The 23,066-nt window shown below is 56.4% G+C and carries 21 protein-coding genes and 1 riboswitch; of the genes, 8 read left to right on the forward strand and 13 right to left on the reverse strand.

What is annotated here, in order from left to right; all coding sequences use genetic code 11:
- Nucleotides 1-22: 22 nt before the first annotated feature.
- On the reverse strand, nucleotides 23-844 hold the full coding sequence (locus ZBT109_RS12245) for a helix-turn-helix domain-containing protein (RefSeq protein WP_084261841.1): 822 nt from the start codon (nucleotides 842-844) through the stop codon (nucleotides 23-25).
- A 62-nt stretch (nucleotides 845-906) separates the two neighbouring features.
- Here ZBT109_RS12245 and ZBT109_RS14160 point away from each other — a divergent pair, with 62 nt between their 5' ends.
- Nucleotides 907-1,083 (forward strand): hypothetical protein, encoded by a 177-nt coding sequence (locus ZBT109_RS14160; RefSeq protein WP_324603185.1) that lies wholly within the window; start codon nucleotides 907-909, stop codon nucleotides 1,081-1,083.
- Nucleotides 1,084-1,452: 369 nt separating this feature from the next.
- On the opposite strand, the gene ZBT109_RS12255 is transcribed toward ZBT109_RS14160, so the two are convergent.
- From ZBT109_RS12255 to ZBT109_RS12265, 3 genes are all read right to left on the reverse strand, one after another.
- On the reverse strand, nucleotides 1,453-2,538 hold the full coding sequence (locus ZBT109_RS12255) for a glycerophosphodiester phosphodiesterase (protein ID WP_027705491.1): 1,086 nt from the start codon (nucleotides 2,536-2,538) through the stop codon (nucleotides 1,453-1,455).
- Nucleotides 2,539-2,688: 150 nt separating this feature from the next.
- The gene (locus tag ZBT109_RS12260; RefSeq protein WP_051523930.1) at nucleotides 2,689-3,252 is read right to left on the reverse strand and encodes a hypothetical protein; all 564 of its coding nucleotides are present in this window, start codon (nucleotides 3,250-3,252) and stop codon (nucleotides 2,689-2,691) included.
- Nucleotides 3,249-3,644 (reverse strand): DUF423 domain-containing protein, encoded by a 396-nt coding sequence (locus ZBT109_RS12265; protein ID WP_120185378.1) that lies wholly within the window; start codon nucleotides 3,642-3,644, stop codon nucleotides 3,249-3,251. The genes ZBT109_RS12260 and ZBT109_RS12265 overlap by 4 nt, the downstream gene beginning before the upstream one ends.
- A 232-nt stretch (nucleotides 3,645-3,876) precedes the next feature.
- Between ZBT109_RS12265 and trmB the strand changes: the two genes are divergently transcribed.
- Both trmB and ZBT109_RS12275 read left to right on the forward strand, forming a co-directional pair.
- Nucleotides 3,877-4,590: a tRNA (guanosine(46)-N7)-methyltransferase TrmB gene (trmB, locus tag ZBT109_RS12270; protein WP_027705492.1), complete on the forward strand. Its 714-nt coding sequence runs from the start codon at nucleotides 3,877-3,879 to the stop codon at nucleotides 4,588-4,590.
- A gap of 22 nt (nucleotides 4,591-4,612) precedes the next feature.
- Nucleotides 4,613-5,185, forward strand: a complete 573-nt coding sequence (locus tag ZBT109_RS12275) for a hypothetical protein (RefSeq protein ID WP_027705493.1) — start codon at nucleotides 4,613-4,615, stop codon at nucleotides 5,183-5,185.
- A gap of 309 nt (nucleotides 5,186-5,494) precedes the next feature.
- Here ZBT109_RS12275 and ZBT109_RS12280 read toward each other — a convergent pair whose 3' ends face one another.
- Nucleotides 5,495-6,211, reverse strand: a complete 717-nt coding sequence (locus ZBT109_RS12280; RefSeq protein ID WP_051523932.1) for an FKBP-type peptidyl-prolyl cis-trans isomerase — start codon at nucleotides 6,209-6,211, stop codon at nucleotides 5,495-5,497.
- Between the two features lie 370 nt (nucleotides 6,212-6,581).
- On the opposite strand from ZBT109_RS12280, the gene abc-f reads away from it, so the two are divergent.
- The 4 genes from abc-f (at nucleotide 6,582) to ZBT109_RS12300 (ending at nucleotide 11,386) form a co-directional block, all read left to right on the forward strand.
- Nucleotides 6,582-8,549: a ribosomal protection-like ABC-F family protein gene (abc-f, locus tag ZBT109_RS12285; protein WP_027705494.1), complete on the forward strand. Its 1,968-nt coding sequence runs from the start codon at nucleotides 6,582-6,584 to the stop codon at nucleotides 8,547-8,549.
- Nucleotides 8,550-8,671: 122 nt separating this feature from the next.
- The gene (gene ubiT / locus ZBT109_RS12290; RefSeq protein WP_027705495.1) at nucleotides 8,672-9,202 is read left to right on the forward strand and encodes a ubiquinone anaerobic biosynthesis accessory factor UbiT; all 531 of its coding nucleotides are present in this window, start codon (nucleotides 8,672-8,674) and stop codon (nucleotides 9,200-9,202) included.
- An 89-nt stretch (nucleotides 9,203-9,291) separates the two neighbouring features.
- Nucleotides 9,292-9,354: riboswitch (Fluoride riboswitch) on the forward strand.
- A gap of 96 nt (nucleotides 9,355-9,450) precedes the next feature.
- A complete protein-coding gene (locus ZBT109_RS12295) occupies nucleotides 9,451-10,689 on the forward strand; it encodes a voltage-gated chloride channel family protein (RefSeq protein ID WP_027705496.1) in 1,239 nt (412 codons plus the stop codon).
- 124 nt (nucleotides 10,690-10,813) lie between these two features.
- Nucleotides 10,814-11,386 (forward strand): WbuC family cupin fold metalloprotein, encoded by a 573-nt coding sequence (locus tag ZBT109_RS12300; protein ID WP_027705497.1) that lies wholly within the window; start codon nucleotides 10,814-10,816, stop codon nucleotides 11,384-11,386.
- 147 nt (nucleotides 11,387-11,533) lie between these two features.
- Here the strand turns inward: ZBT109_RS12300 and galK are convergent, their stop codons facing one another.
- From galK to ubiU, 6 genes are all read right to left on the reverse strand, one after another.
- Nucleotides 11,534-12,679 (reverse strand): galactokinase, encoded by a 1,146-nt coding sequence (galK, locus tag ZBT109_RS12305; RefSeq protein WP_027705498.1) that lies wholly within the window; start codon nucleotides 12,677-12,679, stop codon nucleotides 11,534-11,536.
- A gap of 2 nt (nucleotides 12,680-12,681) precedes the next feature.
- The gene (gene galT / locus ZBT109_RS12310) at nucleotides 12,682-13,728 is read right to left on the reverse strand and encodes a galactose-1-phosphate uridylyltransferase (protein WP_027705499.1); all 1,047 of its coding nucleotides are present in this window, start codon (nucleotides 13,726-13,728) and stop codon (nucleotides 12,682-12,684) included.
- 33 nt (nucleotides 13,729-13,761) lie between these two features.
- Nucleotides 13,762-14,778, reverse strand: coding sequence for a UDP-glucose 4-epimerase GalE (galE, locus tag ZBT109_RS12315; protein WP_027705500.1), 1,017 nt, complete (start codon nucleotides 14,776-14,778; stop codon nucleotides 13,762-13,764).
- A gap of 637 nt (nucleotides 14,779-15,415) precedes the next feature.
- A complete protein-coding gene (locus ZBT109_RS12320; RefSeq protein WP_038278562.1) occupies nucleotides 15,416-15,712 on the reverse strand; it encodes a hypothetical protein in 297 nt (98 codons plus the stop codon).
- A gap of 277 nt (nucleotides 15,713-15,989) precedes the next feature.
- Nucleotides 15,990-16,868, reverse strand: a complete 879-nt coding sequence (locus ZBT109_RS12325) for a U32 family peptidase (protein WP_038278567.1) — start codon at nucleotides 16,866-16,868, stop codon at nucleotides 15,990-15,992.
- An 11-nt stretch (nucleotides 16,869-16,879) separates the two neighbouring features.
- On the reverse strand, nucleotides 16,880-17,875 hold the full coding sequence (gene ubiU / locus ZBT109_RS12330) for a ubiquinone anaerobic biosynthesis protein UbiU (protein WP_027705502.1): 996 nt from the start codon (nucleotides 17,873-17,875) through the stop codon (nucleotides 16,880-16,882).
- Nucleotides 17,876-18,544: 669 nt separating this feature from the next.
- Here ubiU and ZBT109_RS12335 point away from each other — a divergent pair.
- The gene (locus ZBT109_RS12335; protein WP_027705503.1) at nucleotides 18,545-20,674 is read left to right on the forward strand and encodes an alpha-galactosidase; all 2,130 of its coding nucleotides are present in this window, start codon (nucleotides 18,545-18,547) and stop codon (nucleotides 20,672-20,674) included.
- Nucleotides 20,675-20,915: 241 nt separating this feature from the next.
- Here ZBT109_RS12335 and ZBT109_RS13905 read toward each other — a convergent pair whose 3' ends face one another.
- Together ZBT109_RS13905 and ZBT109_RS12345 are read right to left on the reverse strand one after the other, a co-directional pair.
- Nucleotides 20,916-21,065, reverse strand: a complete 150-nt coding sequence (locus ZBT109_RS13905; protein WP_156934039.1) for a hypothetical protein — start codon at nucleotides 21,063-21,065, stop codon at nucleotides 20,916-20,918.
- A 634-nt stretch (nucleotides 21,066-21,699) separates the two neighbouring features.
- Nucleotides 21,700-22,593: a LysR family transcriptional regulator gene (locus ZBT109_RS12345; RefSeq protein ID WP_027705605.1), complete on the reverse strand. Its 894-nt coding sequence runs from the start codon at nucleotides 22,591-22,593 to the stop codon at nucleotides 21,700-21,702.
- Between the last annotated feature and the right edge of the window lie 473 nt (nucleotides 22,594-23,066).

Below are 23,066 nucleotides of genomic sequence, written 5' to 3' on the forward strand. Positions count from 1 at the left end.
AGAGCAATTGGGGCCGCTATAGCTAATTGCTCTGTAAAAATTCTGTAGGGCTACACCCTGTAATACGGCGAAACATGGCGGTGAACGAACTCTGACTGGTATATCCAAGGTCATAAGCAGTCTGGCTGATAGAGCAACCATCGTCCAGATGAGAGATGGCTTCTACAACGCGAAGATGCTGCCGCCATTGCCTAAACGTCATACCGGTTTCGCTTACAAAAAGACGCGCGATAGTTCTACTGCTGCTACACGCTATGCAAGCCCACTGTTCGAGGCTTTGGTCATTACCTGGGTCGTTAATCAAGGCTTCCATGATGGTGCGTAAACGTCGATCACCCGAAAGAGGCAGTGTTGGCGTGATAACGTCTGTCGACAGCCGAATAAGGTCCACAATTAAATTTAGAGCGTGCCAATACGTACATTTGTAATGAGAGGCATGCACTGGAAGATTGTTACTAAACTCAAGTAATTCATCAAGCAAGGCCGTCACTATTACTAAGTGGCTTACCTTAGAGAGCCCATCAATAGCTAAAGTATCAATATAAATATTATGCACATTCAATTGATCAATCGCCTGCAATGTATGTTCAACACCTGCGGGTATCCAGATAGCCTTACGCGGGCTACCCACCCAAACACGGTCATGCGTATAAATGCGACACCGCCCTTTGCGAGGGTAAATTAGCTGTCCTTTGCCATGACGATGCCAATCCCCACACATGCTTTTTGGCATAACACTAGGCATAGACAAAATAGAGGCCTTGGCATCGTCAATAAAAGCTAACCGTGCAGATGCAGGTATGACAGAACTCAAGAAAACATTAGAAATTGAAAGTGCACTCATCGTTCTTTTGCCCCCAAACAGCTTATTGAAGACCGTAAGCGATTAAAATATTTGCAGAGGCATTGCTAGAAGAAGCCCACGTTGCATTAGTGCCAGGGGCTGCATTTGGTGTATCTCCCTATGTCAGACTTTCTTACGCAGCATCTGAAGCGGCATTGTTCGAAGCATGCACACGTATTCAAGCATTCTGTTCTCGCCTTGTCGCACCTTATTGCAAGACGTGTTACCCGCAGTCATAGCACTACTTGTGCTGGGCATACATTGATCGTGCCGAGAGCCAATGCGAACGAAGGGACGCAGGCTTCCACTTAAAATCACGCCTAGCATCAGCTCCTTGATTGCGCGAGCAATAAAGGTCCAGCCTTGCAGAGCACCACCGCCTTATTGCGGTTGAGGTTGGCTGCTTTAGAAGAGGCATAAGCTACCGTCAGAGGAATACCCACCCGCCCTGAGCATTGGTGATCGAACCGGTACCCGCCTGCTTTATAGCACGGATCGCGTGCTGATTTCTGCGGCAGGTACGGGCCACAAGTACCTCATCCATGAACGACTGATGCTGCGCCATTTCACTTGCAATGGTGCAGCATCAGCAATAGAAGCATGAACGATTAGCGCTGATCCACGGCTCGGCGTCCCAGTGCGGGGTCATCGGTGAAGAACGCATCGACACCGGCATCCATAAACTTATGCACTACAGCCACCATTCCATCATCGTTGCGCGTGGCGGGTGCTGTGCCCTTACGGTAGTCGACGGGCAGGAAGTTATTTTCAGGACGGAAGGTGTAAGGTTCGACGCGCAGTCCTGCCGCATGGGCATTTTGGATCAGCGGGGTAGGTGTCATCAGGCGACCATCCGCTGTGCGCGGAATGAGGCTGTCCAGCCCGGGACCAATGGCATCAGCATACTGGGCTATCTCGCTCAACCCTTGCGGCGTCTCCAGTTCAGCATAGCGCTTGCCCTTGTCAGGGCCAGTGGCATCAGGCAGCACAGCATCGCTATTATCCAGCAGCTGAAGTAGGCGAATATTGGGACGATCACCAATGCGCGCTCGCAGGTAACGCAGGTTATCGGTTTCAAATGACTGAATGGTCACTGTGGCCGACCGTGTATACGCATGAGCCTGCAGCGTCGCCAGCACCTTGTCTTCCATCGGCAGCCCGATGGAATGGAAATAGCTGGGGTGCTTAATCTCGGGGATCAGGCCAATGGGGCGATGCGCGGCCGCTGATTCAGCCGCAACGAAGTCGATGATCTCGTCCAGCGTCACCAGTTGGAATTGGCCATCCCAGCGCGTACCACGCAGCTCCGGCAAACGCTCACGGGCACGCAGGGTCTTCAGTTCAGCTAGCGTAAAGTCTTCGGTGAACCAGCCCGTTATCCGTTGGCCATCAATAACCTTCGTTGTTCTGCGGCTGGCAAATTCAGGATGCTGTGCCACATCGGTGGTGCTGCCGATTTCGTTTTCATGCCGCGCCACCAAGGCACCCTCACGCGTTGAGACCAGATCGGGTTCGACCACGTCCGCGCCGTCACGAATAGCCAGCGCATAGGCCGCCAGCGTGTGTTCGGGGCGCAGCGCACTGGCCCCGCGATGAGCGTACACCAATACCGGTCCATTTCTTGGCGGTTCCTGTGCCAGAGCGGGGCCGCTTACTGCCAGCGCCAGTGCCATTACAGCCCATTTTGACATCATATGACTCTTGCTCCCTGATTCGATAATCCATCGTAGTGGCGATAAAGCAGTAGTACCGATCATGCAAAAGAAGGCCGCACAGGCAGGCGGCCTTCTCTACGAGATACAGAATCAAGATGACAGTCAGATGTCAGTGCGCATTCTTTACCGTTATTCCACCGAGAACAGCGAATCGTGACGGACCTGTGGCCCCAAAGCCTGGCTGTCGAACGCCCCAGACAGGGTCATCGCATGCTCAGGCCGATCGGGACGCTTCAGGGATAGCGTCAGCAGATACGGGAATATCTGGCGATCGGACAGTGAGATCGGTGGAAAAGCACTGAAGCGGCTGTTCAGACGCCATAGCGGTGATGCCAGCTCGACCTCTTCGTCGCGCGGCGCCCACCCCACGACCTGCGGCATATCTTTGATCTGCAGGATGGCGCGTACCAGCGCATTGCGCAGCCGAGGGCCATCCACCTGCGCATCGACCGGCAGCTTCACTGCAACAGGAGCGATATCCGGCCGTGCCACCAGCACCATATCGCCCGGCGCCAGCGTCATAGGCGGCATGGTAGCAAACAGCTGCGTTACGGCATCGACGCCCAACCGCTGCACGGCATCGCGCTGCCGCACCTCTTCGGACTCGGTGCGCCACAGAGAACAGCCAGAAAGACAGCCCATCAGCAGGCCAAGCGCGAAGCCATATCCCCAGCGTTGAAGCCGCACCGTCATGCCACCGCCCTCCTGTCACCGATCAGACACCACCACTGGCGTGCCAGCCACAGCCATCCCGCCATCAACAACAGCCCCCCGCACGGCGTCACCAGTCCGACGCGCCATCCGGTCAGCGCCATTACATACAGCGAACCGCTGAACAGCACCATACCGAGCCACCATAGAGCACACACACTGCGCAGTCGCAGCCAGCGGGCATCGGTCATGGACATCAGCACTGCCACGAGTGCCAGCGTATGCCAAGCCTGATAGCGCAGCGCCGTGTCGAACACACGCTGTTGAGGGCTATCGAGCCAGTGCGCTCCCCATGCGCCCAGCATGATAATGCTGGCACCGCTGAAGGCCGTCAGCACCACCAGCAGTCGATAGAATCGGCCGTCGCCGTTCATCGGATTCTCCTTGTCCTTCACCTATCACCGACAGGCTTATCAGCGCTCATCGTAGGCAGCTTGCAGGGCTTCACGCAAATCCCGTGCGCGTTGATCCCCCGTCGGGGTCGATATCCCATGGCGCAGCCAGTACACTAAGCGCCATATCCGCTGGCGCGCACCGCGTACCGGCCCTCAGAAACGCTGCCTGATCCGCTACTGCGGTTCGGCCCTATCGTCAGTAACGAACACCATGACCGATCGCGAAACCTCCTCCGAACAGCCGCGCCCACGCCGTGGCATCAAAAGCTATGTCCTGCGCGCAGGACGCATGACCACCGCACAGACACGCGGGCTGGAAGACGTCTATCCGCGCCTGGGCATCACGCTGCAGGCAGGCGAACGTCTTGATCTCGATGCTCTGTTCGGTCGCAAGGCCCGTCGTGTCGTCGAAATCGGCTTCGGCATGGGCGCGTCGCTGCTGGAACAGGCACGTCAGAACCCAGACACCGACTTCCTCGGCATCGAAGTGCATGCACCGGGCGTCGGCAAGCTGCTTGATGAACTCGACAAGGCCGGCCTAACCAACGTACGTGTCTGCCGCGAGGATGCGATTCGCGTGCTGGATGAAGGGTTGGAAGCAGAAAGCATCGACACCGTACAGCTGTTCTTCCCCGATCCGTGGCCGAAGAAGAAACACCACAAGCGCCGCATCGTACAGCTGCCGTTCGCTGAAAAGATTCGCCGCATCCTTACCCCAGGCGGCACGTTCCATATGGCCACTGACTGGGAACCCTATGCGGAATACATGGTGGAAGTGATGCGCGATGCGCCGGGCTTTGCCAACACCGCTGAAGAAGGCGACTACGTTCCGCGCCCTGACTTCCGCCCGCAGACCAAGTTCGAAACACGCGGTGAACGTCTGGGTCACGGCGTGTGGGATCTGATCTACCGCCGCGAATCCTGATTCATTTCAGTCGGAGCACGCCATGCCTCACGCCGCCACTGATAGCGTTCAAGAGAAGCGCAGCAGTAAACCCCTGCGTTCTCGCCTACTGAACGGCCTGACCCTGCTGACGCTACTCACGATAGTGGTGGCCGTTGCGTATCTGGCAAGTTACTACAACAACGGCGCGGGCCTGCGCAGCGTCACGTGGTATACCGCGTTCGAGCCTTGCTCACCGACCCAGACCACCTGCACCACCTCACTGGGGCGTCATAACCCTGTGTCGATCCAGCTGCAGGAAAGCGGCAGCTCGCAGCTGTCGCTGCTGGTAACGGCACCGGAAGCACCAGCAGATGCCCGTTTCGAGCTGGTCATGACGCGGCACGGCCTATCGCGGGATACCCACCGCATCATTCTGGCCCGCAGTCCTTCCGGCCAGGCCTTCCACGCGGAAGGGATACCCGTACCGTGCCAGTTCCCAGATGCTCAGTGGCGTCTGTCGCTGATTGAGCACCTGCCAGGCCAGCGGTCCGTGGGTACTTGGTACGATATTACCGAGCACTGCCAGCCCGTTGTAGCCTCCCTACACCTTTTGAAGAGCACTGTCCACAGTTGACAAGCCGTTCATTCTACGCTTGTGCATAACTTGAGGATTTTGTTTCGCGCGCACTTCTGGCCTCGATAGGTGTAAAAATAGCGCTTATATTCAATAAGATATAGATAACACTTTATCTGGATATCACTGCCCTCGGTCAACGCCGGGGCAGATATACCAAGCTTTCCCCCTGCTCTCCCACGGGAATTCCACAAAATTATCCACAGGCTGTTTCTTCTTTCTCACTGTGGATAATTCAGATGAGTGGCTCACCGCCCATAAAAAAACCGCCTCCCGTAGGAAGCGGTTGTGATACACGCTGTGATGCCATCAGTGCTGGGCGTTATCAGCCACTTTGAGCAGCTTGATCTTGAAGACCAGCGTTTCGTTCGGACCGATGGTGCCTTCGCCAGTGCCCTGCTCACCATAAGCTTTGTTGGCCGGGATGACGGCTTCCCATTCATCACCAACGTGCATCTGCTTGACGACTTCACGCCAGCCCGGGATGACCTGAGACATGTTGAACGCAACAGGTTCCTTGCTGGAATCGAAGACTTTGCCGTCGATATGGCGACCTTCATAGGTCACTTCGACATTGCTGGAGTCGGTCGGCTGCGGGCCATTAGCGTCACCGGATGCCAGCACTTTGTAGGCAATGCCAGTGTCGGTTTTCTTAGCGCCGTCTTCCTTGGCGAATTTATCCGCGAAGTCCTGACCGTCTTTCAGGTTACGGTCGACCGTTTCCTGATAGGTTTTGTGCTGGAAGTTGAGGAACGTGGTTTTGCTTTCCTCGGCGTTCATGCCAGAGTGACCGTTGTAGGCGTCGTTCAGACCCGCAGTAAACGAGTTCAGCTGAATGGTCGGCAACTCCGTTTTCAGGTTATCCGCCATCAGTACACCCAGTGCGTAGGATGCTTTTTCCTGCTCGTTCATGGACGCTACGGGCGTGCCCTTGGCCGTGTCAGTATGCTGACCGTTGTCAGTTTTCTGGCAACCCGTGAGCGCCACAGCGGTGCCAATAGCCACGATACCCAGCAATTTCTTCATATCCTGCTCCTTCACTTGCAGTGGAGGCCCGCTGCGCTGCGCCCTCGGGCAGTCGAACACATCGGAAGCCCATTCGTTTTCGTTTCACGGCCACCCACTAGGCAGCCTTATCGAACCGTCACTTATGACATCAGTGTATACCGCATGTGGCCGTGTTCATTTCGAAAAAAGCCGATACAGATAACCTGAGCCATAGCGATCAAAGACATATCTACTATAGACGCTTTATGTTACCGAGATGTTCCCTGAACGTCGGAAACCTGGGATCAATCTGCTTCAGGCATAGAGTAGACCTCACGGGTCGGCTAGAATGCCCGCCTATATATGCACATGGTCAGCGGCAGCGCCCCTGTCCGACAAGGAGACTCTCATGATCGCATTCCGCCAGTTGGCGTTACAGCGCGCCGGCACCGTGCTGATCGAAGAAGCCGACCTGACGCTACACGAGGGCTACAAGGTCGGGATCGTTGGCCCCAACGGGGCCGGCAAGTCCAGCCTGTTCAAGCTGATGCTAGGCGAGCTGCACGCTGACCGAGGCGACGTCGAAATGCCGGCCCAGCGCCGCATCGCGCACATGGCTCAGGAGGTCGAGGCGCTGGATCGCTCAATCACTGACTACGTGCTGGACGGTGATCAGGCACTGCACGCTGTGGAACGCGACATCGACGAGGCTCTGGCCGCTGGCGATGACATGCGCTACGCCGAGGCGCTGGGGCACTATGAAGTGCACGATGGCTACAGCGCGCGGGCGCGGGCCGAGCAGCTGCTGGTGGGACTGGGCTTCGCTCAGCATGAGCTGGATCAGCCCATGCGTGCGTTCTCGGGTGGCTGGCGCATGCGCGCTAACCTTGCGCGTACGCTGTTCATGCCGTCCGACGTGCTGCTGCTCGACGAACCGACCAACCACTTGGATATCGATGCCCTTTATTGGCTCGAACAGTGGCTGCGCCGCTATCCGGGCACGCTGATGCTGATCGCTCACGACCGCGACTTTCTCGACGGCGTCTGTGACCACATCATCCATTTCGACAACCGCCGTTTAGCCCTCTATAAAGGCAACTTCACGGCCTTCGAGCGCACCCGCGCTGAGCGACTGCTACAGCAGCAGGCCGAGTTCGAGAAACAGCAGACTCGGCGTGCCGAACTGGAAGATTTTGTCCGCCGCTTCCGTGCCAAGGCCAGCAAGGCCAAGCAGGCACAGAGCCGCTTGAAGATGCTCGAACGCCTGGACAGTGAAGCACCACTGCGTGCTCACTCGCCGTTCCAGTTCCGCCTACCGATGGCTGACAAAGTATCGTCGCCACTGCTGTCGCTGGACGAAGCCAATATCGGCTACGGCGATGCCCCTACGCTGACTAACGTACGCCTGTCACTGCAGCCTGGGCACCGTATCGGTCTGCTTGGCCCTAACGGCGCGGGCAAGTCGACGTTGATCAAGGCACTGGTCGGCGATCTGCCACTGCTGGCGGGTCAGCGCGTGGAAGGTGAGCACCTGCAACTAGGCTACTTCGCTCAGCATCAGGTTGATGCACTGAACATGGAAGGCACGCCGCATCAACATATCCTCACCCTGTCACCCAAGGCATCCGATCAAGAAGTACGCACGTTCCTCGGCAGCTTCGGCTTCCGCGGCGACGATGTGTTCGCTACGGTCGGCAACTTCTCGGGGGGCGAAAAGGCGCGCCTAGCGCTGGCGCTGATCGCATGGCAGAAACCCAACCTGCTGCTGCTTGATGAACCGACCAACCACCTTGATCTGGAGATGCGCGCGGCACTGACCAACGCGCTGGCGCTGTTCGAAGGCGCGGTCGTGATCGTATCGCACGATCGCTACCTGCTACGTGCCAGCATCGACACCTTCTGGTGTGTCGTGGATGGACAGGTCAGCCCGTTCGATGGCGATCTAGATGACTACCAGGCCTGGCTGCGTACTCGCACGGGTACACCCGCCCCGGAAACCGAAGATGCAGCCGCTCAGAACACCGTCGCGGCGACGCCATCGCTATCGGAGGCGGCTCCTACAGAGGCTCAGGGCGACGATACCACTCGCGTCGACAAAAAGGCTCAGCGTCAGGCTGCCGCCGCGCTGCGTGCCCAGCTCAAGCCTCTGACACAGGCCCGCGACCGTGCCGAAAAGGCGCTCGAGAAAGCGCAGGCCACCATCGCCGACATCGAACAGCAGCTGGCCGACCCCACGCTGTATGAAGAGGCCCGCAAAGCCGAACTGCTAACGCTGACGCAGCGTCAGGGCGAGCTGGCTGCACAGGTTGAAGCGCTGGAAGCAGAATGGCTGGAAGCCGAAGAAGCACTCGAAGAGGCGCGCGGCGATCTAGCATAGCGACCGCCAACGTCAAGGCGGGAGCAGAGCGCCCGCAACAATGCCGCACCTCGGTCGAGAATGAGGTGCGGCATGCTAAGCTGAACGCATTAGATCGTCATTCTGCACAAGGAATCGGTGCCATGCTGAAATCACTGCGCGCTCGACTGGTACGCCAAGGCCCGTCATGGCTGAAACTACCGCTTAGCCTGACGCCTTTCGCTCTCAAGCGTCAGCTGCTGGAACAGGTGCTGCGTTGGCAGTTCCGTCAGGCGCTCGAAGAAGGTGAACTCGACTTTCTCGAAGGCCGCTGGATCCATATCGACATCCGTGACCTCGGTCTCTCGTGGTATATGACCATTGAGAACGACCAGCCGATCATCCGCGAACAGGGCACTGCCGACGTCAGCTTCAGCGGTGACGCCAACGATCTGCTGATGATCTCAGCTCGCCGCCAGGACCCCGATACGCTGTTCTTCCAGCGTCGCTTAATCATTGAAGGGGATACGGAGCTGGGGCTGTATGTCAAAAACCTGATGGATGCCATCGAGCTGGACTCCATGCCCAAAGCACTGCGCATCGGCATGGAACATCTGGCCGACTTCGTAGAACACAGTCTAGAAGAGCAGCCGCAGGCAGCCACTCATACCCCGTCGTTGCCATCGCATCCGTAAGGGGCATGGTGTATAGGGACTATGGTACGGATCGTTTCTCCGGCGATTCATGCCATACTCTTTTCACAGCGAAGCATGGTAAGCTCACCCTGACATCAGGAGATGGCACACCTCCTTATAACCGCCCTTTGGCTGATGGTGCCTGCTGATATTCCCGGAAACTGGGGAAGAGGCAGGTGTACCCGCAGCGCGCGCTCCCTTCCCCGCTTCCGTGAATGCCAAATCTGTATTTCATCACGGAGCGTCTTATGAACCAACGCTGGTCTTATTTTCTTTCTCTTCCCTGCTGGATAGGTCGCTGGCTGCTGATTGCCCTGCTGACGGGTATTCCTATCGGTACCGCTTCGGCGTTCTTTCTGATGGCCCTCGATTGGGCTACCGGCACTCGTCAGATGCATCCTCAGCTGATCTGGGCTCTGCCCATAGCCGGGCTTGTCGTTGGCTGGTGTTTCCTGCGCTTCGGCAACAGCGTCGAACGCGGCAATAACCTGATTCTGGATGAAATCCACGAACCCCGCGCCACCATCCCGTTCCGCATGATGCCAATGGTGCTGGTCGGCACCGTCATCTCGCATCTGTTCGGAGCCTCGGTCGGGCGCGAAGGCACAGCCATCCAGATGGGCGGTGCCATTGCCGATCAGTGGGCACATCGCCTTCACCTTGACGGCGAGACACGGCGTATCCTGCTGGTGATGGGGATTGGGGCAGGCTTTGCCTCGGTGTTCGGCACACCGCTGGCAGGCACGGTCTTCGGTCTAGAAGTGCTGGCTATTGGTGCGATGCGTTACGATGCCCTATTTCCCTGCATGGCGGCATCATTGATCGCCCACGCTACTTGCCTGCTATGGGGAGCGCACCACACGCACTACCCCACGGCCATCGTGCCTTCGCTCTCATTAACCCCCGTCGTGGCCGTTATCGTCGCAGGGGCACTGTTCGGCCTGATGGCTCGCCTGTTCTCGTGGCTGACTCAGCGCATTTCGACACTGCTCAGGCAAGTGATTCCGTGGGCACCGCTACGGCCGTTCGTTGGCGGGGCCATCATCGCCATGCTGATAATGTGCGTTGCCGGGCTTGACCGCTATATCGGGTTGGGTGTGCCCGTGATCGAAAGCGCCTTACGCACCCCCGTACCGCTCTACGATACGCTCGGCAAGCTTGGCTTTACGGCACTGTCTCTGGGCAGTGGCTTCAAGGGCGGCGAGGTTACCCCACTGTTTTACATCGGCACTACCTTTGGCAACGCCTTGGCCCAGCTATTCCATCAACCCGTAGCCTTACTGGCCAGCGTCGGTTTCGTGGCCGTTTTCGCCGGAGCTGCCAATACACCGCTGGCCTCAACGTTGATGGCCATTGAGCTGTTCGGGCCCGCCATTGCGCCTTATGCTCTGATCGCCTGCGTGATCAGCTATCTTTTCTCGGGACCACAAGGCATCTATGCGGCCCAGCGCGTCGAACGCCACAAATGGCCGGGAATGAAGCACTGAACGCCTGTAAACGCTAATCTAAAGTCCAGGTATCGGTCATTGCCCGAACGGGACATGATGAACCAATTCCCCGCCCGGACAGTCAGATACGATTAAAGGGCGGGTACGCTCATGCATTACTGGCATGGCGTTGACCCCGTGCCTCGTGACAGCGGTCATCATGGACGTTGACCTCGCGGCCCGCCTTGCTTATCTGTTTCAGGAGAACGACATGCGTATCCTCAACGATCAGTTCCGCGACGCCCTTTATCGTCAGGCGGATGCATCCCCCCGCCTGCGCGCCCACGAACGGCTGCATGAAAAATCGCAGGATCCCGTCCAGCGTATCGTCGTCGGTCTGCGCCGTGGCACCTATATTCCGCCGCACAAGCATCCGGCCGGTCAGGACTGGGAACTGTTTCAGGTCGTGGATGGTGATATCAAGCTGCTGATCTTTAACGATGAAGGCATGGTGAAGCAGACACTGCGCCTCGGCCCTGATAACGACACCTTTGCCGTACAGATGCCGCCGAACACCGTGCACTCAATGGTCTGCATGAGCGATCACGCGCTGTTTATTGAAGTGAAACAGGGGCCGTACCGCGAAGAGGACGCCAAGCTGGTGATGCGTTGGGCGCCGAGTGAAGGGGATGAACAAGCCGCCGACTACGTTAAGCGGTTGGAAGAAGCCGCCACGGGCAATGCACTGACCCGCTGATACCATCCAGACAGTAGCGTCGTTTTCAGGCACCAAGACACTGAAACGACAGCGCGCTCAGGCACATTGGAATCCCTCTATTCTCCAACGCACCTGAGCGCGAACTAACGGAGCGCCGCACTCGTAACGGCGTTCCACTAGCGCCTTTTAGTAAAGGCCTGCCCCTCTAATCGGTTTGCAGACGTAGAAGGTTTCCTTCAAACCCGTCTTGGCTTCGTACTGCTTAGCCACAGCTTTCTGTACATCCGGCACCAAGGCTTCTGGTACCAGCGCTACGATGCAGCCACCGAACCCGCCGCCCGTCATGCGCACCCCACCCCGCGAACCGACCACACCCTTGACGATGTCCACCAGCGTATCGATCTGCGGTACGGTGATCTCGAAGTCATCGCGCATCGACGCATGCGATTGCGCCATCAGTTCGCCCAAACGCTCAAGGTCACCGCGCGCCAGCACGTCGGCGGCTTCCAGCGTACGCGCGTTCTCCGTTAGGATATGACGCACACGTTTTGCCACTTCAGGCTCAAGCTCGTCCTGTCGCGCGTCGAAGTCGTCCAGTGTTACGTCGCGCAGCATCGGTTTGTTGAAGAACCGAGCCCCCGCTTCGCACTGCTGGCGGCGCGTGTTGTACTCGCTGCCAACTAACGTACGTTTGAAGTTGCTGTTGATGATGACGACCGCCGTGCCTTCAGGCAGATGAACAGGCTTCGTATCCAGACTGCGGCAGTCGATCAACAGGGCGTGGCCTTCCTCACCCAGCGCCGAAATCAGCTGATCCATGATGCCGCAGTTGCAACCCACGAACTTGTTCTCAGCTTCTTGGCTCAGCAGCGCGATCTGCTTGCCGTCGAGCGGCAGGTCGTACAGCGCCTTGAAGAAGGTGCCGACCGCCACCTCTACCGAGGCCGAAGAACTGACCCCAGCCCCTTGCGGCACATTTCCCTTGATCACCAGATCGGCCCCATTAAACGTATGGCCGTGCAATTGCAGGTGCCGGATAACACCACGGACATAGTTGGGCCACGAACGGGTATCGTGATGCTGGATATCGTCCAGCGAGAACTCGTCGAGCTGCTCATCGCAGTCGGCGGCGATCACGCGCACGATCCGGTCGTCACGGGCACTGCCACAGATCACCGTGAAATAGTTGATGGTACAGGGCAACACGAAACCATCGTTGTAATCGGTGTGTTCGCCTATGAGGTTGACGCGGCCGGGAGCGCGCACCGTCAGCGCCGGTGAATACCCGAACTGCTCCTCGAAAACCTGCTGTGCCTCTTCTTTCATAACCATGACTATTCTCCCGACTCACGGAAATGGACGTCACTAACGGCGCGCAAACGTTCGGCAGCCTGCTCAGCGGTCAGGTCGCGCTGCGTTTCCGCCAGCATTTCGTAGCCCACCATGAACTTGCGTACAGTGGCGGAACGCAACAGCGGCGGATAGAAGTGCGCGTGAAGCTGCCAGTGCACGTTGTCCTCGCCGTTGAATGGCGCACCGTGCCACCCCATCGAATAGGGAAAAGACGTCTCGAAGAGGTTGTCGTAACGGCTGGTCAGTTTTTTCAATGCCACGGCCAAATCGGCATGCTGCGCCGACGAAAGGTCGGGCAGGCGCTGCACGTGAGCCTTCGGCAACAGTAGCGTCTCGAAGGGCCACGCGGCCCAGTAAGGCACAACCGCTAGCCAGTGCTCGGTCTCTACGACCGTCCGCTGACCGTCCGCCATTTCGCGCTGGGCATAGTCCACCAACATCGGCGAGCCATTCTGCTCCAGATACTCACGCTGCAGGCGGTCTTCACGAGCAGCCTCATTGGGCAGGAAGCTGTTCGCCCAGACCTGCCCGTGCGGGTGTGGGTTAGAGCATCCCATAGCCGCTCCCTTGTTTTCGAACACCTGAATCCAAGGGTACTTCTGACCCAGCTCGGCCGTCTGCGCCTGCCAAGTGGTAATAATGTCTTCCAGCGCCGATAGCGGCAGTTCAGGCAGGGTCTTGCTGTGGTCAGGCGAAAAACAGATCACACGTCCCGTACCGCGCGCGCTGCCACACTTCATCAGCGGATCACCGCTTTCCGGCGCATCAGGGGTGTCCTCCATTAACGCCGCAAAATCGTTGGTGAAAACGTACGGACGGGTGTAATCCGGGTTGGTGTCCCCGGTCACGCGTGTGTTGCCTGGGCAGAGATAACATTTCTCATCGTAGGACGGCAGCGGCTGATTGGAGGCCTTTTCTTGCGCCCCCTGCCACGGTCGCTTCGCACGATGGGGAGAGACAAGCACCCACTGTCCGGTCAACGGATTGTAGCGACGGTGGGGATGATCAACCGGGTTGAATTGTTCCATGCCAGCAAGGTCCTGTTCCTGTTGAAGGAAGGATTAATCGGAATAGCCTTGAGGATGACGTGACTGCCAGCGCCAAGTGTCTTCCGCCATTTGATCTAGGGTACGGCTCACGCGCCAGTCAAGCTCTTCGCTGGCCTTGGTGGCATCTGCCCAATAGGCCGGGAGGTCACCGTCGCGTCGCGGTGCAAAGTGATAGTTGACGGGCTTGCCACAAGCCTTGCTGAACGCATTGACAACATCCAACACGCTATGGCCTTCACCGGCCCCAAGGTTATAGATGTGAACACCCGGTATGTTGGCCAGCTTGTTCATTGCCGCGATATGCCCATCGGCTAAGTCCATAACGTGGATGAAGTCACGGACACCGGTGCCATCCTTGGTCGGATAGTCGTTGCCAAAGATGGCCAGCGATTCGCGACGACCGACGGCAACCTGCGCGATATACGGCATCAGGTTGTTGGGAATGCCCTGCGGGTCTTCACCCATATCGCCAGAAGTATGCGCACCGACCGGATTGAAGTAGCGCAGTAGCGTGATGTTCCACTGAGGATTGGCCTTCTGGAAATCGGTCAGGATCTGCTCGATCATCAGCTTGCTTTTGCCATAGGGGCTCTGCGGTACGCCCGTTGGGAAACTCTCGGCATATGGAATGCGCGGCTGGTCGCCATAGACGGTCGCAGATGAGCTAAAGATGACGTTGGTCACGCCCGCCTTGTGCGCTGCTTCGATCAGCTTCAGCGTGCCGTTGACGTTGTTGTCGTAGTAATCAAGCGGCTTGGCAACCGATTCACCCACGGCTTTCAGACCGGCAAAATGAATGATGACGTCAATGGAATACTGGCGGAAGATATCGTCCAACAGCTCGCCATCGCGGATATCGCCTTCTATGAAGATCGGCGCTTTGCCACCCAAACGTTCAATGACGGGAACAGTACTGGCCTTGCTGTTGCAGAGGTTGTCTAGCACAACGACGCTGTGCCCGTTCTGCAACAGCTGTACGCAGGTATGACTGCCGATATATCCGCTACCACCAGTGACAAGTACTTGCATGTCGTGCTCCATTACGATGTGTAAGTTGAGAATCAGTGCCTAGAAACAAGCGGCTTATACATAATAGCGCTAACGTATGGCACCGATAACGAATATTCGTCCATAATCACCATTATCATGCTATGCGCCTTATAATCCACGAAAGCACCTCGCTTCCATAAAAGGAACAGATGCCATACACAGCCGCTTTATTATCATGGCACTGTTATGCTCAATTTTTTCGGATATTACGGCACATCTTATCGACGCTATTTAACACAGACTGCAACCTGGAAAATCCACTGTAGGATCTCCGTCGTCACAATAATAACGCCACAGTTTATGGCCCCGCGCTATAACACCATTGGCGTAGAACGTAAGTAGATAGTGTCCCTGCTCGAATGACTTTTTCAGGGCTTTATCAGATGCAGCGCTTTTACCGTCTGGGCTAGCCATCTATTCGACACACTTACAATTCCATAACATGGGAATGTATACATCGTTAATGTTGAGACGTTAGTATTATAATCAAATAGTAGAAGAGTCATAAACATCTTTTATTATTGTTCTATGCTCATAGACTCGGGTATTCATTTGCGCATAAAACATGCCATAAAAAAACGGCTGACCGATGGCCAGCCGCCCTGCTGAACGCGCCTCAGTGGCAGCGAATATCCATTTCCTTCAATTCCTTACCAACTACTGCGCCATCCGTACGGGACTGCGACTTGTGCTCCTTCACTTCTTCCCGATTCTTGTCGATCACGTCATAGCCTTGCGGACACACATTGTTCGCCTTTTCCACACAGGAGTTCATCGACAGAAACGTGCCGGAACAGTCGAGGTGGTAGGTGGCCTTGTGGTTGCTGGTGTCGCTCGTGCGCGTCGCCGATGCAGAACAGCCCGCCAATGCAGCGGCCGCGCACAGCACCAAAGTAATCGTATGCAGTTTCATGGGCGTCTCTCCGTGACGTGTAGTGCTCATGCAGATAGTAGTACTTAGAAGTACTCAGGAAAGTAGTACTGAAGCAGATAGCACCCTGGCAGGCTCGATAGCACCGGGCCGAGTTGATGGATTAACTGCTGCATTGAGTATAGACGGCGGCCTCGACAGCGCGCGTGGAGCATGCATCGAAAGGCAAAAAACGAAGGCATTGGCGTAGGGGAAATTGCGATAGATAAAACAGGCATCATCGCAGGCAGAGCGCACCGGCAATGATGCCTATGGCGTCCTAGCTGACCAGTTCTAGGCCAGCCACACGACGCCAGTAACCGTTGCAATCGTGCTGATCTTGGAGGACGAACGGTGCTTGCCCATCCTCATTGGCACGGAAACGGTCCACCAGCGCGAACACATCGGTGTCTTCCGGTGAAATGCGCACGATGTCGACAAGCCCTTTCATCGACGCCAGTTCATTACCCAAGTGGTAGCAGTAGCCGCTCAGGGTCTGAATGCCATTGAGCACGAAAACCTGCTGCTGCTCTTGAGACATAACGCGGCGCCCTTGGGGATAGTGAATGCAGCAGCGTTCGCACTTGTCCTTGGGACGATGTTCGGAACGCGCCGTGAAGCAGCGAGCCGAATAGGCCAGCGGCAAGTGCCCGTACGAGAAAACTTCTACTTCGAAGCTGTCACGGATACCCAGCGATTCGCACTGATCCAGCGTATTGACTAGCCAGTCACGGGACAGCTCAACCGGCATGCACCAGCGCGCCATGCCTTGCCGTTTCAGCAGGCGCAGCGTTGGCGCGTTATAGACGTTGAGCGCATAACCCGCGACGAATGGCAGCGAGTGTTCCGCCAGCATGTTAACCGCGCCAAGGTCGTTGGCTTCGATCAACACATCGCCGTTATCCACGCTTTGGATCAGCTTCTGGAGCGGCCCGGTATTCTCCATGAGTGCCATCGACGACAGCACGACTTGCTTGCCTGCCGCTTTTAGCTCAGCCGCCAGCGATAGCCAGTCATCCAGCGCCAATTCGCGACGCTTGGCACAGACGGACTCTCCCAGATAGACGATATCGGCACTGCTGCTGGCCGCCTGCGCATAGAAGTCCTCCATCTGCGCCTTGGGCCAGTAAAACAGCACATTACCCAGTGCGTATTGCATGAAGTTCTCTCCTATTGCCAGGTGCGTTCGTAAGCGCCCAGAGTGGTCTGTACCCCTTCGGACACATTGCCCAATGCCTGCATCCACTGCGGTTCGACCCGATACTGCTCGCGAGAGGCCTTGCAGCGATCAATAGCCTGACGCCAAACCTTCGCGACCTGCCCGACGTAGGCAGGGCTACGCTGACGCCCTTCGATCTTGATGGACGCGATGCCAGCCGCCATCAACTGTGGCAGCAGCTCCAGTGTGTTGAGGCTAGTCGGCTCTTCAAGCGCATGGTAGCGCTCGCCGTCTACGTCGTAGCGCCCCTTGCACAGGGTCGGATAGCCCGCGTTTTCACCGGCATGATAGCGGTCGATCAACACTTCGTTGAGACGCGCATCCAGCCCTTGCGGGCCTTCTTCCCAACGCACGTACTTGGCCGGTGAACAGGCTCCCACAGTATTGGGCGATTCGCCGGTCAGATAGGACGACAGATAGCAGCGCCCTTCCGACATGATGCACAGGCTGCCGAAGCCAAACACTTCCAGCGGCACGGGGGTATCCTTGGCCAACATCTGCACCTGCTTGAGCGACAGTACGCGGGGCAGCACTACACGGCCAACGTCAAAATGACGCTTGTAGAAGTGGATCGCTTCCAGATTAGTAGCCGACGCCTGCACGGAGACATGACGTTCGATATGCGGATAGCGCTCGGCGGCATATTCCAGCATGGCCAGATCGGCGAGGATCAGTACATCGGCACCGATGCTCGCGGCCATGTCGACGGCACGCTGCCAACGTTCGAAGCCGTCGGGATGAGCAAAGGTATTGACGGCGATATGAAGCTTGCGACTATGGCGATGGGTATAGTCGACGGCCTGTTCGAGACGACGCTCGTTGAAGTTCAGTCCGGCGAAGTGACGTGCGTTGGTATCGTCCTTCAGACCGATGTAGACCGCATCGGCCCCTTCGTCGATAGCCGTCTTCAGCGCAGGGAGATTGCCTGCGGGGCACAGCAGTTCCATGACGATTCCTGATGATTGTCCAAGCCCGGCGCATGCCGGATCAGGGAAGGAGTGAGAGCGTATGCAAGCCGCTGAATAAAAAGAGGGATAACACAGAAACAGCAGCGACACGCCAATGCAATCTTACAAAGTAGCAGAGCGGTTCTAGTGCCAAAAGCGACAGGTTGACGCAAGATGATGGCCTCGGGATAACGCCTGCATATAGCCCCATATTGCCTTCTATAATGGATGACATATTTTATATTATACCAATGCTCTATATACTTAATGGCATCCCTCACCTAGCGTGATTAGCAACGCTAGCCGCTCTTTTCATAATACTATTGATTATTATCCTTTATGATTAATTAATGAAATAGCATATCATACTTATGGATAAGTTTATGGGCGATCATTTATCATATACGTAACATAATATAGTTATCATTTCTGAACACCACGTCCCACAACATGTTTCGCTTTCAACGAGAATAGCGATGAGTAATGATTTGCAGGCAACGAAAGAAACGGTCATACCTATAAAAATGATCCAGTAGAATCATTATTGAATGATGACCGGAAGTTATAGTAACGGTACGGAAAATAAGATTTTCCATACCATGTTATATGCATCGTTATATACGCCTTTTGAATAACGAATCATCACTTCAAGGGAAGTTACGTACTATCATGGACAACACACTAGTAAAACTTGATGGCGGAAATGCCAGCGTCATCGTACGCGTCACCCCCTATTCGGAAATCGTGTACTGGGGCAAACGACTGGAAACGTTCGACGCTGATTTTGCCGACAGCGTCGCCTACCCCGTACCCAACGGTCGCCTTGATGTCACGGCACCGATCACGCTGTCGCCAGAGCAGGGGCGCGGCCTGTTCTCTAGCCCGGGATTGGAAGGCCATCGCAGCGGTCAGGACTGGGCACCGATCTTCTCGACCGTCGACTACGACACAGATGAAGATGTGGGCCTGCTGGTCATCAACAGTCAGGACGATATCGCTCAGCTGGCGCTGACCGTCACGTTGCAGCTCGATCCGGAAACTGGCGTGCTGCGCATGCGCCAGCAGCTCACCAATCTGGGTGACGGCGCCTACAGCGTACAGCGCCTTGCTCTGACCCTGCCACTGCCTGATCACGCACAGGAGCTAATGGGCTTCCACGGCCGCTGGCTGCAAGAATTCCAGACCCACCGTATCGCACCCACCCATGGTAGCTACATTCAGGAAAGCCGCCGCGGTCGCCAACACGAATACTTCCCCGGCATGGTGGCTGGGAGCACACACTTCGGCGAGTGCCACGGTGAAGTCTGGGGGATCCATCTAGGCTGGACCGGCGATCACCGCATCCGTTACGACGTGAAAAGCGACGGCCGTCGCTTCATGCAGACCGAAGCACTGTATCAGGCAGGCGAGATTAGCCTCGACACTGATGAGACACTGGAAACTCCGTGGCTGTATGCCAGCTATGGCGACGCGGGTCTCAACACCATGAGCCACGCGTTCCATCAGTACGTGCGCCAGCAGCTACTGAAGTTCCCCGTGGATGCCGAACGTCCGGTACAGCTCAACATCTGGGAAGGCGTCTATTTCAACCATGATCCTGAGTACATCATGAACATGGCGACCGCCTCCAAAGCATTGGGCATCGAGCGCTTCATCATTGATGACGGTTGGTTCCGCCATCGCAACGATGACTATGCTGGGCTGGGTGATTGGTACATCGACGAGAAGAAATATCCGCAAGGGCTGGGGCCGGTCGTCGACCATATCCGCTCGCTCGGCATGCAGTTTGGCCTGTGGTTCGAACCGGAAATGGTGAACCCGGACTCCGATCTCTACCGCGCTCATCCCGACTGGGTTCTGGGGCTGCCAGGCTATGATCAGCCGACGGGGCGTCACCAGTACGTGCTGGACCTGTGCAACAACGAGGTCTTCGATTACCTGTTCGAACGCGTGGATGCGATCCTGACCGAGTTCCCGATCGACTACGTCAAATGGGATATGAACCGCGACTTGGTGCAGGCCAGCCATGACGGCCGCGCCTCCTCTCAAGAGCAGACCGCTCGCTTCTATGCACTGATGAACAAGCTGCGCGAAGCGCATCCGACCACCGAGTTCGAATCCTGCGCTTCCGGCGGTGCCCGTATCGACTACGGCGTGCTGCGCTACGTGCAGCGTTTTTGGACATCCGACTGCAACGATGCACTGGAACGCCAGCGCATCCAGCGTGGCATGAGCTACTTCTTCCCACCGGAAGTGATGGGAGCGCACATCGGTGCGGAACGTTGCCACTCGACGCTGCGCCGCCACTACGTTGGCTTCCGCGGTCTGACGGCACTGTTCGGGCATATGGGCGTCGAGCTTGACCCGTTGATCGCCAGCGAAGAAGAACGAGAAGGCTTTGCGCGCTACATTGAGCTGTATAAACAACTGCGAGGCCTGCTGCATACAGGCCGCACCGCACGCCTTGAAACCCTCGACGAAGATCGCGTGCTGGCGCACGCCGTCGTCAGCGAAGACGGCGACAGTGCGGTCGTACTGATCGCACAGCTCAAGATGCCGGCATGGGCCATGAGCGAAGCCCTGCGCATTCCGTACCTCGCCCCGGACAAACGCTACCGCATTGACATACTGGATCGCCCAGAAGCGGTGCAGAACGACAGCCATAACACCCGTGTGCTGCCGGCATGGCTGAATCAAGAAGGCTTCGAAGCCACCGGTGAATGGCTGGGCAACGCCGGTCTACGCCTGCCATCCATGGACGCTGAAAGTGCCCTGCTCATCGGTCTGACCGCGGTATAACACGCGAGTGGCACGACCATAGCGCGCCCAGACGGGTAGTCACTGGGCCGCTGTGTTGACCGAAGGCTGTCCGGCCTTCGGTCTTTTTATCACCGGCTTTTCATTGAGAGTTTCCGTGCCGTAGCGAAAGGCAATCGACACAAACACACTCGGCAAGCGCGCAATAAAAAACGCGACCCGAAGGCCGCGTTACCGATAGGCTGAAGGCAGCCCCAAAGCATTCACCCGACAGAACGTTATCTTACTTCGTGTCTTTCTGTTCTTTGCTAGCAGTCTCCTGCTGTTTGGCCTCGTCCGGCGATGGAGTGATAAAGCCGGAGCCAATTTCCGGTTTGATGTATTTGACTTCTGACTGTTTTTTATTTGACTCCAGAGTTTCATTTTTTGCCATATCATGCTCCTTAATTATTATGATAAGTAAAAACCAAATAAGAACCCGATGCTCCTATTCCTGGAGAAACATTATATTTAGCTTTAAGGGGAGTCAATTATAATTAACAGGACGTCGTTGTCATCTTTTCATACAGAATCTATTTAACTACAACCCATTGATTCAACTTTATTTTTAAAGAAATATAGAATTATATTTTTATCTTACATAACCTTAATGAACCCCTCTTTTTTTATCCATAATTAAAATATTACGAATAATTATTTGAAAGCATGGGATACAGAAATTACACTTCATAAGACTATCAATAAATTAAATAAAGAGAAGCAGGCCTATTATTCATACAGATAGCCTCCTGATAGTCACCGGAAGAAAAAAGGCGCCATATCCGGCCTCTGAGTAGTCAATACCACCACGGTCGCGGCGTACTCGCGGCGGCCCACCGATGACAGAAGGAAAACCTTCGTATCCACAACACTCTGCATAAGCGGGTTCATACTCCAAAGAACAGTGTGGGTGTGGGTGTGGGTGTGGGTGTGGGTAGCCTCGGAGCAGCTCTGGTACTTGTCAATCGCTCGGCGACGGCCAGGGCACTTCGGGTTCATGTCCTGTCCGTGTATTTCTGTCTCGTCCTTCAGGCCGCGGTATAGCCCTCGCTCAGACGCATCTGAATGCACCGTTCCAGCTCATCCATCACATGGCGTACCGGACCCAGCTGGGCAATATCGGCACGCACCACCATCCACAGCGTGCGGCGCAGCGGCACGTGGTCGCTGTACAGCACCAGTGGGCTGTCTTCTAGGAAAGGCCGTGGCAGCAACGCGACACCGTATCCGGCAATGGCCGCGTCGCGCTGGACGATCAGGGAATCCACCGATAGGCGCGGTTCCACGCGCCCCATACACTCGTGCATATAGCGGTAGTCGAACACTTCACGCAGCGTCGGGCTAAGCGTAATGACAGGGGTCGACTCCATCGCCATGAAGCGCTCGCGATGATCTTGGTGGCAGCACAGCACGAAATCGACGTCGCCCAGTCGGCGACATACACGGCGGTGGCTCTCGGCGGGCTCATCGTCGAAGCGAATGGCGATATCCGACTCGCGCTTGTCGATGCAGACGTTGCGCAGCGAGATATCCATATCGAGATGCAGGTGCGGGTAGCGTTCGTGAACATCGCGCAGTGCATCGACCAGCAGCTGATGCACGATCGAGTGGGTCGCTGAGATGCGCACGGTATGACGCCCTTGGGTGTCATCTTCCAGTGCATGGAACAGCTCGTCGGCCGCTTCACGCATCGCCTGCGCCTGTTCGTAGAGGCTGCGTCCGCGTTCGGTAAGACGATAGCCATGTTCCTGACGGTCGAACAGTCGGCAGGAAAGCGTCGTTTCCAGATGTTCGATTCGGCGTGAAACCGTTACGTGGCTGACGTCCAGCCGCTTGGAAGCCGCCGTTACCGTTGACGATTCAGCCAACGCTAGAAAGTAGCGCAGGTCATCCCACTTAAGCCGCTTCCTCAATCCGTGCATTATTGTACAACCATTGTTCGCTGATGGCGCAGGGCAACGGCCACACCTCATGGTACTGTAGGCACATCGACGCACAGGCTACACACAGAAGTGCGCGATGAGCATGGGAAGAGGCACTACAGAACAGAGGGCGACACGACCCCACGGCCGGGATGTTCGGGGGAACATCATCATAACCGCCGTGAGCGCTTGCCGGATAGCGGCAATGACGAGGGAATGAGCCAACGTTCCACCCATGAAACGTTCACTCACTAGAAGGAGTCCATGAATGGTGATCCGGCACCGTAAAGCAGGGCGGTGACTGGATCACACTTTTATAAAAAGCGTTATCGGCCAATGACCGCAAATAGCCCCATGTCGGTATGAATCACACTCGATCAACCGTTACATGATAGGCCATGAAATCCTCCGCTCGGCAGCATCTCTGGATGCGGACACCGAGTCGGGGCTTTCGCACATGTGCATTGGCAGAT

This window comes from Zymobacter palmae (assembly GCF_003610015.1).
In the GTDB taxonomy this organism is placed as follows: domain Bacteria; phylum Pseudomonadota; class Gammaproteobacteria; order Pseudomonadales; family Halomonadaceae; genus Zymobacter; species Zymobacter palmae.